Below are 10612 nucleotides of genomic sequence, written 5' to 3' on the forward strand. Positions count from 1 at the left end.
CTTCCTTGCGGCCGATCAGGTTGCCGAAGGAATCTTGCCGAACCGCCATTCCCGCTTCCTGCATCCAGCTAGCGACGAGCTTTTGGGCCTGTTTGTCTTCTGCTGACAAGGCCAGCCGATGGACGCCGTTTTCCGCTGTTTTCCCGATTTTTGACAATATTTCAAGCCGCTCGGCTATCCGTTTTCCGTCTATTTTTTCGGTTGCCTGCATCACAGCCTCCTTCGTTTGATTATGTGTTTTATGGAGAGGGAACAGAAGCCTGCACGGACTGAACGGCCTTGATGATCTCCTGTTCCGGTTGGTCTTCTGCCGGGATCGATTGCGGGTATTTTTTCACGATCCACGCTTTCATCAAAATGACATAAAGAATCGCAGACGGAATCAGCCCGAGGAACCAAGAGATTTCCACTTTGATCGTTGCGATTACGGCTCCCGCGATAATGGCGATAAACGCCGCCGGGTTAAACCCTTTGCAGTAAGAATAGAAGCCTCTTGGATTGTACAGCTCAGCGAGATGGTATTTCTGGCTGCGTAGCAGAAAGAAGTCGGCCAGCATTACGCCAAGAATGGGTCCCAGGAAGGCGGAGTATATCTGCACAAACAGGTTGAAAGCGTTGGCCGTTAGCAGCAGCCAGGGAAATGTGAACAGCCCTAAGATACCGGTTATCCACGCTCCTGTCCTCCACTTTACCTTGAACAAGTCGCACAGAACCATCGTCGGGGGGACGACATTGCCCACCAGGTTGGTTGTAAACTGGGCCGCGGCGATAAACAGCATCATCACTACCATCAGTCCTAACGAGGGGATTTCTTTGACGAAGATGGCAATCGGGTCGTACTGACCGGTAGTCGAGACGGAGATGATGCCGATCATACACATAAACAGCGCGCCGGGCAGTATGCCGAGCAGCTGCGCCAGTGTATACCTTGTTTTGGATACCCCTTTTCGCGGCATGTAGCGGACGAGGTCGCTCACGTTCAGCATCAGCGTCGAGTAGATGCCGAGCATCGTCGTCACCCCGCCCCAAAAGGCCCAGCCGTACGTTCCCGGGGCGTCCATGATTTTTGACATTTCTGCGCCGTAATTGGAAATCAACCGGTACATGATGTAGACCATGCAGACAGCGATGAAGATCGAGCCGGCCACGTCAAACCACTTGATCGACGAAAAGCCGCGCGAGGCAATCCACGTCTGCACCAATTGAAAGACGACGAACCAGACAAACGTATTGTCAAACCCGAACAACTCCTTGGAGATCCCATTCAAAGCCTGGGCGCCGACCCACGTCTGCACGCCAAACCAGAAAAGAGCCGGAACAGCACGGATCAAGGAGGGGATCGCCTGTCCCCGCGTGCCAAAGGAAGCGCGCATCTGAACCACCATCGGGATCCCGTACTTCCATCCGGGAACACCGTTCAAGGCAAAGAAAGCCATGACGATGATCTTGGCGATGACGATCACGAGAATCGCCTGAAACAAATTTAACGTTCCGATCGGCGGAACCAGGCTGGCCCCGACGAAGAAGTAGCCCAAAAAGACGGCGGTGGCCAACCAGAGGAGAATGTAGCTGGTAACGTCGAGGATTCGGCCCTCTCCGTCCGGCAGGGGGAAAACTGATTCTGTCACGGCACCTTTATTAGCCATTCACCACACCTCGCTTTTCTGGACCGCCCGGCTCGCGAGCGGCAGATTTGGGTATGCCTAGCTTCTTTCCAGCCGCAGCTCTTCTGTTGCCTGCACATCCAGCTCCATCGACTCCGAAATCACGACACGGTACTCTCTCCTCGCCGTTTCGCGGGAGATGTACCCGTCCAGCACATCGGCCAACACCTTTTCCGCCTCCCTCTCCAGCGGATTGCCGTATCCGCCGCCGCACGGACCGGTCAGCTGCAGTCTGTCGCCCGCTTTCATCCGCCGATTGGGAATCTTTGAGGGCAGTTCCTCTAATGTGCCGGAACCGGAATGAAGTAAAAGCTGCCCGACGCGTCCCGCCCCGCCGCCGGAAAATCCCCAAGGGGCGTATTTGTGTCCATCGCCCTCTACAGAGCAGCTGCCGTCCGAGAGAAACGATACCTCGCGAATCGATCCGATGCCGCCGCGCCATTTGCCGGCTCCGGAGGCGTCTTCCCGCAGCTCGTAGCGGGTGACGCGAAGCGGATAGTGGGATTCGATGTCTTCAATCGGGTTGTTCCGCGTATTGGCGTACAAGGTGTCGACGGCATCCATCCCGTCCTTGCCGTATCGTCCGCCGTAACTCCCCTCCATGATGTCCATGTACACCCAGTAGTTTTCGCCGACCAAACCGCTGTAGGCGATGACCTTCAAATTTCCGACGCCTGCGCTCACCTGCTGCGGCACGATCTGGCCGAGCGCCTTCATCAAGGTATCCGCGACGACGTTGCCTTGGCAAAAACGGGCGATCGTCGGGGCGGGGAAAATCGGATTGCACAGGGTACCTTTAGGCGCTATGATGCGAACCGGACGGATCAGGCCGGAATTTTGCGGAATGTTTCCGTATACGCTGGAGTCAAGCAAAATGGACCGCAGCGTCAGGTAGATGGCGCAATCCACCGTTCCTTCAAACGGCATGTTGATCGGCCGATCGTCCACCTGGGCGGACGTCCCGGTGAGATCGATGGTGATGTCGCTGCCCTTGATATGAACGGTTACCACGATCTTCAAATCTTTTTTCGCCGGGTCTGGACTGTCGAGGTACCCGTCCAGATACCCCTCTGCCGAGTAGGTTCCGTCGGGCAGTTTTTCAATGGCGCTGCGCAGCATTTTTTCGGAGTAATTCATCAAGTCCTCGCTTGCCGCCAACACCGTCTCCAATCCGTATTTCTCGACGATCTCAAGATACCGTTCCGCTCCGATGCGAGCGGCGGCAATCTGCGCCTCCATGTCGCCCACGACCATGTCAGGTGCGCGGATGTTGTCACGCAGGATATGCCAAACCTGGTGGTTTTTTTGTCCCTTCTCATACACCTTGACCGCTTTGAACTGCAGCCCCTCGGCATACGCGTCCACGGCATCCACAATACCGCAGCTGCCCGGCGTCAAGGCGCCTACATCGAGATGGTGCGCCGTCGTGACGGAAAAGCCGATCAACTCATCTTGATAAAACACCGGTACGCAAAAACCGATGTCCGGGCCGTGGGAAGCGCCGTGATAGGCAGAGTTGTGCATGATCACATCACCGGGGTAGAAGGTGTCATTCCGTTCTGCCAAAATGCGGCGAATCCCTCTGACGTAACCGGGGATCGGTCCCGATTGCAACGGGGTGCTGTGCGTCGATTCGCACAGCTGCTGACCATCCACATCGATCAAGGCGCAGCCAAAGTCTTCCGACTCCCGAATGATGCTGGAATACGACATGCGGGCAAGCTTGTGCCCCATTTCGATCGCCACGTTTTCCAGCGCACCGCGTACTACCTGAGCCGTGATCGGGTCGATTGTTCTCTGCATTTTTTCCGCTGTGCTCACGTTATTTCACCTCTACTTTGATAATCAAATTGCCGCTCTTCTCCACCAGCACCTGGCAGTCAGGCGGAACGATAGTGGTGGTGTCTTTTTGCAATATGACCGCCGGACCGGATAATACAGCACCAGCCGGCAGCTTTTCCCGCAGGTAAAAAGATGTCTCGCACGTCTGCAGTTGTCCGTCTTTGCGGAATGCCGTTTGTCCGGTTTTCATCAGCGCCTCTTCTACATTTCCAGTTTCCTCCACCACCGGATCTCCGATCTTTGGCATCATGCCGATGCCGGTCATTCGAATGTTGACGATTTCGATCGGACTGTCCGCAAAGTAATGTCCGTACTCTGCCTCGTGCAGGCGGTGGAATTGTTCCAGCGCGCGCTCCATATTCTGTTGGGTGACTTCGCCTGCCGGCAGGTCGATGCGAAGCTCATACCCCTGGCCGACATAGCGGCAATCGGCCGTTCTTACCAGCCTTACCTGATCGGAGCCGATACCGTCGGCGATCAGCTGCTGGGCGATTTGTCCGCCCAGCAGCTCCAGGTCGCGGTTTAACTGCTGACAATCAAGCTGGGTGCTGAGCATGAACTCCGTCTTGATCACGTCATACTTGATATCGGTGGTCAGGAGTCCCGTCGCTGAAGTGATTCCGGGATAAGGCGGGATAATCACTTCCGGTATGTTCAAAATCTTTGCCACTTCAACAGCGTGCAGCGGTCCTGCCCCGCCAAAGGCGACGAGGGCAAATTCGCGCGGGTCTTGTCCTTTCTGGATCGTCTTGGCGCGGATCGCATTCGCCATGTTGTTGTTTAAAATGGTCAAAATGCCTTCTGCCGTTTCCTTCACGCCGAGTTTGAGCCGTTCCGCCAGTTCCCCGATGACTTTAAAGGAAGCGCTGGGGTAGATCTGCATTTCCCCGCCTAAAAAATTCTCCTCATCCAGCCGGCCGAGGACGACATTGGCGTCTGTGACGGTCGGTTTCATGCCGCCATGCCCGTAACACGCCGGGCCTGGGCGGGAACCGGCACTGCGCGGCCCTACCTTGAACGCCCCGCCTTCATCCACGTAGGCGATGCTGCCCCCGCCGGCGCCAATCGTGTGGATATCGATCATCGGCACCATCACGGGATAACCCGCGATCCACGTATCGCGCGCCGACGACTCGCTGTAACCCTGCTCTGTCACAATGCCGATGTCCGCGCTGGTTCCTCCTACATCGAAGGTGATCAGCTTCTTGCGCCGGGAAAGGGTGCCGGACCAGGACCCCCCCAGCACACCTGCTGCCGGACCGGAAAGCAGCGTCGTGACCGGTTTTTCTGCGACCGACTGGGGCGTCGCCACGCCGCCGTTGGAGCACATGATGTGCAAATCGGCGCCAGGAAACGACTTCTTCAGCTTGGCCTCCAAATTATTGATGTACTTCTTCACCTTGGGGCCGACAAAACCGTTGATGGCAGCCGTGGTAAACCGCTCAAATTCGCGGAACTGCGGCGAGACACTGGCTGATGTGGTGACAAAGGCCCCCGGATACTCCTCCTCGATGATCTGCTTGACCCGATTTTCGTGAGCTGGATTGATGTAAGAAAAGAGAAAGGCGACGACAATCGATTCCACGCCCTCCTGCCGTAGCTCTCGCACCGATGCGCGAACCTCTTCTTCCTCCAGCGCTACCAGGACATCTCCCTTCGGAGGGGCGAGCCGTTCGGTCACCACTTTCCGGTAGCGGCGCTGCACCAGCGGACGATCCTGCCAGGGGATCTCCTGCATTATCGAGTAGTTTTGCGGCCGCTGATGCCGTCCGATGTGGAGAATGTCGCGGTACCCCTTGGTTGTGATCATCCCGGTTTTGCTTCCGTCGTACTCCAGCACGGAATTGGTTGCGATCGTAGTGCCGTGGAAGACGTGGTCAATCTGCGCCGGTTCGATTCCCTTCCGCTCGCACAGCTCTTCGATACCCTGGACCACTCCGATCGACGGGTCTTCCATCGTGGTGGGGACCTTGTGAATCCACGTTGCTCGCTCTACCGTATCGGTAAACACAATGTCTGTAAAAGTACCTCCAACGTCTACGCCAATTAATTTCATTTCAATGCTCCTTTCACCTGTGTTTGCCATGATTCAAAAGATTCTGAATGCAATCGCTATGCCATGCCCGGTTAGGTACTGTTACCGTTCCCGGCTCGTAGAAGAAAAGGATAGAGTTGCATTTTTGCAACTCTCTCTAGTGCCACCCCGTTCGTTTCTCCTGCCGGGCGTCGTTTGCATTTTCGCAACCTTTATTGCATTTCTTCAAGCGGTATCTGGTACCGCTTCACCTTCCTGCTGATCGTCGAGATGTCTGCCCCCAGTTTGATGCTCGCCTCTTTGAGCGTACGCGATTGGCTGAGTGTCTCCTCTAGCAGCCGCTTTTCGTATTCCGCCACCAGCTGTTTCAGTGTTTTGTTTCCTTTTCCCGGTTTCCAACGAGCGGACTGAAGCATTTTGTTCGGCAGGTGATGCAGGTGAATCTCTGATTCGGACATAGTAACTACTAGCCGCTCGACTGTGTTCTGCAGCTCCCGCACGTTGCCGTGCCACGGATAATCGATGAAGAGCTGCAGCACTTCTTTGTCGAATCTCACACTTTTTCCATATTTTTGATTATACAACTGGAGGAAATGTTCCGTGAGAAAAGGGATGTCCTCCTTTCTCTCCCGAAGACTGGGGATGTAGAGCGGGACAACGTGCAGCCGATAGTAGAGGTCTTCTCGGAAGAGCCCTTTGTGAACCATCTCTTCCAGATTTCGGTTGGTCGCGGCGATAAATCTCACGTCTACTTGAACCGGAGTTGTTTTCCCCAGAGGAGTCACCTGTTTTTCTTGGAGAACCTGAAGGAGCTTCACCTGCAGATGAAACGGCATCTCCCCGATTTCGTCGAGAAACAGCGTTCCCTTGTCGGCTCCGACGATCAAGCCCTCTTTTCCCTCCTTATTGGCGCCGGTAAAGGTTCCTCGCGCATACCCGAACAGCTCCGACTCTATCAAACTCTCCGGAATCGCGCCGCAGTTGATCTTGAGAAAGGTCTTATCCCTGCGTGAACTGAGCGAGTGGATCGTTCGCGCCATGACTTCTTTTCCCACTCCCGACTCGCCCAGTATCAAGACAGTGGAATCCACATCAGCAATCCGGCTGGCCAGATCGAACACTTCTTCCATCCTTTTTGAACGGACGACAATTTGCGGTTTGCTGTGCTGGTTCAGCCGAAGCAGTTCTGATTGGTACTGCTGTACCAGCTGTTTCGTCTCTTCCAGCTGTTTGGTCAGCTGATCCAGTTCGGTAATGTCCTTCGAGATGTTGATCACTTTGACCAGTTTCCCTTCATCGTTGTAGATGGGAAAACCGGATACGACCAGACGGCGGCCCGATTTCGTCGTCTGGGCAATGCGGATCGGCCGGCCCTGTTCCAGCACTTTTTTGGTTGAAGAGCAATCGACGATCCCTTTTTCTTCCAAAACAAAGACCGGCTGTCCCACGAACTCCCATTCTTTTACGCCCATCACTTTCTCGCAGGAGGCGTTTACCCGCAGGATTCGGCCGGACCCATCCGTAATTGTCACCAGCTCGCCGATCAAGTTCATGATCACTTCCATTTCCTGCTTCAGATCGTTCACTTTTTCGGCGTTTTCGGCGAAGCTCTCCACCTGCCGCGGCTCCAGCATCAACACAGCCCCTGCCTGCGTCAGCATGTGCGACTGCAGCGGCGTTTCCCATAAAAACAGTCTGCGGCCGTTTTCCGCTTCCGCGTAAAACATGCAAGGTTCACCTGTCTTGATGACCCGCACGATATGGCTGAAGGGCAAAAGATCAAGGACCGACTGATGCACCATATGGCCGGGCGATTTGTCCAGCAGACGGCAGCTTGTCTCATTTGCGTACTCGATCCGGCACTGGGAGTCGACCAGAATGATGCCAATCGGCAGGTTGTCCACGAACTCTACCAGGCTTTTCAGCAATTTGATTCACCTCGCGATCATCGGTTTGTAAAAAATATATCCCTGGAGTTGAATAATTGCAAATATTATTGCAATTTTACTACTCCGGCAAGAACCGGACTGGGCAGGTGAAACAACCGGTTTTTTGCACCGGACCATTGCAACAATGCAAGGGGGATTCGCCCGCTGCTGCCGTATGCCGCTCTCTTTGTCCTGGCACATCCCTTGCTTGTGGTAAAAGGCAGCTTCACTTTGGCAAAGGAGGTTCGCTTATGAGGGAAGAAGATGAATCGGGCATTCGTTTAACTGGTAAGGACATCATGCCGACGACAGAGGATCAGCGCAACATTTCCAACCTGGGATTTCTCATGCTGTGGATCGGAATCGCTGTCCAGCTGGTCACCTTTATTCTTGGAGCACAGCTCTACCCGGCGCTCTCACCTACGGAGATACTGGCCGCCTGCATCGTGGGCAATCTGATTGTGGCCGTGCTGTTGACGCTGATGGGCGACATCGGGGTGCGCTATGGCATCCCTTATGCCGTTTATATCCGGGCCTGCTTCGGGTACCTCGGGACGCACATCCCGGCGCTGATTCGCGCGATTCCCGCCATTTTCTGGTTTGGTTTTCAAACCTGGATGGGCGCTGCCGCCTTGAACGTCATCATGGAAATGCTGACCGGGTATGCCAATTTGACGCTGTGGATCATCCTGTTTGGCGCCGTTCAGATCGCCAATACCGCGATGGGTATCGACGCCATCACCAAATTCGAATGGCTGGCCTCCCCCAGCATCCTGATCATCGGCGTCGTTTTGCTGCTGATGGTGATGAACGCCCACAGCATCACGTTCAGCCAGCTGTTTGCGATCAAAGGACAGGGGGGCGTTTCATTCGGGTTTGCCGTCGTAGCACAGATGGGCACCTATATCACGATGGCCTTGAATGCCTCCGATTTCACCCGATTCCTAAAAGTATCTGGAAAGGACCAAAAGGGAACCTGGTGGCAGGCGAACAAGGGGAGCTTTTGGGGTCATACTGTCGGATTGGTAGGGTCGATGCTGCTCTTTACGTTTATTGGATTGACCAGCGGCGTGGCAACCGGAAACTGGAACCCGATCGACGTCATGGTGCAAACTCTGGGCAAGGATAACCCCTTGCTGCTGATCGTCTGTCTCGCTTTCGTCATTCTCGCCCAATGGTCGACCAACGTCAGCGCCAACCTGCTGCCTCCCAGCTACATCATCGTCAACTTTCTCCCGCACAAAATCTCCTTTCCAGTGGCGGCTATAATCGCGGGTATTGCAGGGCTTCTGCTGCAGCCATGGAACTTCGCCGACTACGTCCCGCAGATCATGATGATCATTACCGCCTTGCTAGGCCCAATTGCCGGGATCATGTTCTGTGATTACTACCTCTTGCGAAAACGGCAGCTGCAGCTCGCTGAATTGTACAAGGCGGGCGGCCAGTACCGGTACTGGAACAACCTGAACCCGGCGGCGCTGATCGCTTACGTGCCCGCCTGCATCTCGGTCTTTTTTCTCCCTGATTACGGCTTCATCAGCGCATTCGGCCTCTCGATCGTCCTCTATTATCCGCTGATGAAGTATTGGATTGCCAAGGTCTACCCGCAGCCGGAGATCACTGGCCAACAGCAGCTTCACGTCAATCTTGAATAGAAAGGAAGCGAATGGAATGAAGATCAAGGTGATTAACCCCAACACGACCTGGGAGATGACCCGCGGGATCGAGCATGCTGCCAAGCGCGCCGCCCGGCCGGATACGCAGATTCTCGCCGTCAGTCCAGCAATGGGCCCCGTCTCCATTGAATCGTATTACGATGAATACCTGGCCATACCCGGCGTGATTGAGGAGGTAAAAAAAGGAGACGAAGAGGGGATCGATGCCTATGTGATCGCCTGCTACGGGGATCCCGGACTGCAGGCGGCCAGGGAAGTGACGGCTGCGCCGGTCATCGGGATCGCAGAAGCCTCGATGTACATGGCGTCGATGCTGGCAGCCCGCTTTTCCGTCGTCACCGTGCTGCCCCGGATCAAAACGATGCTGGAGGAACTCGTTGCCAGTTACGGCATGACCCATCGTGTCGTCAACGTCAGGACGACTCCGCTGTGCGTTCTTGACTTTGAGCGGGATCCCGAGATGGGGATGAAAATGCTGGCGGAGGAAGGCAGGCGGGCGATTGCCGAAGACCAGGCAGAAGCGATTCTGCTGGGATGCGCCGGCATGGCCGAATTCGCCGACAACCTGGAAAAAGAGCTGGAGGTCCCCGTGATCGACGGGGTAGTGGCTGCAGTAAAATTTGCCGAAGCGATCGTCGATATCGGGAAGACGACGAGCAAGTTCAAAACGTATCGCTATCCGGAAAAGAAGGCCTTCGTCGGACTGCTCAGCCAATTTGGCAGCTGATCGTGCTAAAAAGCAGGGAATCCCTTGTGCATCGAGGGATTCCCTGCTTTCCTTCTACGCTTTTTCGACGAACAGGAACAGCACTCGCTCCCCGGCCGCTACGGTTACTTTATGCGGCTTGCCTTCAGGCAGAAAAAGGCCATCCCCTTGCTGACAGGAGAGACTGGAATCTGGGAAGTGAAGCGTCGCTCTTCCCGCCAGCACTCCGCCCAGGTGGCCGCGTACACACCATCCATCCTCGACAAACTGGTCGGTAAACTCGACCAGCCGCAGCCGGCTTTCTCCAAATACAGCAATCTTGTCCCTGCACCCGGGCGCTGCCTCGTTCCAGTCTAGCTGCTCGAAGCACACTTTGTAGTCCATCGCCCTCTCCTCCTCTGTGCTTTAGCACAAATGATTGTGCATGTTTCATGCCAGTGAAGGAGGCGGGGGGCGGATTTGGCTTGTCGAAATTTTGACTCGCCGATCCTTACAGCCAATGAGCTGCGGCTTCCATGACCGTCTCCGAGACGCTCGGATGGGCGAAGATCATCCCGGCCAGCTCTTCGACCGTGCCTTCCAGGTGGAGGAACGCGGACGGCGCGGCGATCATTTCCGTCACGTGGGCCCCGAAGAGCACCGCGCCGAGAATCTCGCCAAACTTCTCCTCGGCGATCAGCTTGACAAAGCCCTCCCGCTGATCCATCGCCAGCGCCTTGCCGTTGCCGGAGAAGGGATAGGTCTCCACTTTTACCTGGTAC

At 55.4% G+C, this 10612-nt stretch carries 7 protein-coding genes and 2 pseudogenes; 2 read left to right on the forward strand and 7 right to left on the reverse strand.

The window, feature by feature from the left end; genetic code table 11:
- The 5 genes and pseudogenes from ACI7RC_RS27375 to ACI7RC_RS27395 all read right to left on the reverse strand — a co-directional run.
- A pseudogene (locus tag ACI7RC_RS27375) lies at positions 1-211 on the reverse strand (Zn-dependent hydrolase); the annotation flags it as partial.
- 28 nt (positions 212-239) lie between these two features.
- The gene (locus tag ACI7RC_RS27380; RefSeq protein WP_408111331.1) at positions 240-1646 is read right to left on the reverse strand and encodes an NCS1 family transporter; all 1407 of its coding nucleotides are present in this window, start codon (positions 1644-1646) and stop codon (positions 240-242) included.
- Positions 1647-1703: 57 nt separating this feature from the next.
- Positions 1704-3485, reverse strand: coding sequence for a hydantoinase B/oxoprolinase family protein (locus ACI7RC_RS27385; protein WP_408111332.1), 1782 nt, complete (start codon positions 3483-3485; stop codon positions 1704-1706).
- 1 nt (position 3486) lies between these two features.
- The gene (locus ACI7RC_RS27390) at positions 3487-5562 is read right to left on the reverse strand and encodes a hydantoinase/oxoprolinase family protein (RefSeq protein ID WP_408111333.1); all 2076 of its coding nucleotides are present in this window, start codon (positions 5560-5562) and stop codon (positions 3487-3489) included.
- 191 nt (positions 5563-5753) lie between these two features.
- The gene (locus ACI7RC_RS27395; RefSeq protein WP_408111334.1) at positions 5754-7469 is read right to left on the reverse strand and encodes a sigma 54-interacting transcriptional regulator; all 1716 of its coding nucleotides are present in this window, start codon (positions 7467-7469) and stop codon (positions 5754-5756) included.
- Between the two features lie 251 nt (positions 7470-7720).
- Between ACI7RC_RS27395 and ncs1 the strand changes: the two genes are divergently transcribed.
- Together ncs1 and ACI7RC_RS27405 are read left to right on the forward strand one after the other, a co-directional pair.
- Positions 7721-9124 carry an NCS1 family nucleobase:cation symporter gene (gene ncs1, locus ACI7RC_RS27400; RefSeq protein ID WP_408111335.1) on the forward strand — a complete coding sequence of 468 codons (1404 nt, stop codon included), beginning with the start codon at positions 7721-7723 and terminating at the stop codon, positions 9122-9124.
- A gap of 16 nt (positions 9125-9140) precedes the next feature.
- The gene (locus ACI7RC_RS27405) at positions 9141-9872 is read left to right on the forward strand and encodes an aspartate/glutamate racemase family protein (protein ID WP_408111336.1); all 732 of its coding nucleotides are present in this window, start codon (positions 9141-9143) and stop codon (positions 9870-9872) included.
- A 54-nt stretch (positions 9873-9926) separates the two neighbouring features.
- Here ACI7RC_RS27405 and ACI7RC_RS27410 read toward each other — a convergent pair whose 3' ends face one another.
- Complete coding sequence (locus tag ACI7RC_RS27410) at positions 9927-10235, reverse strand: hypothetical protein (RefSeq protein ID WP_408111337.1); 309 nt, start codon at positions 10233-10235, stop codon at positions 9927-9929.
- 106 nt (positions 10236-10341) lie between these two features.
- A pseudogene (locus ACI7RC_RS27415) lies at positions 10342-10612 on the reverse strand (dihydrolipoyl dehydrogenase); the annotation flags it as partial.

It is taken from the genome of Brevibacillus sp. B_LB10_24 (assembly GCF_046036945.1).
Lineage (GTDB): Bacteria > Bacillota > Bacilli > Brevibacillales > Brevibacillaceae > Brevibacillus_C.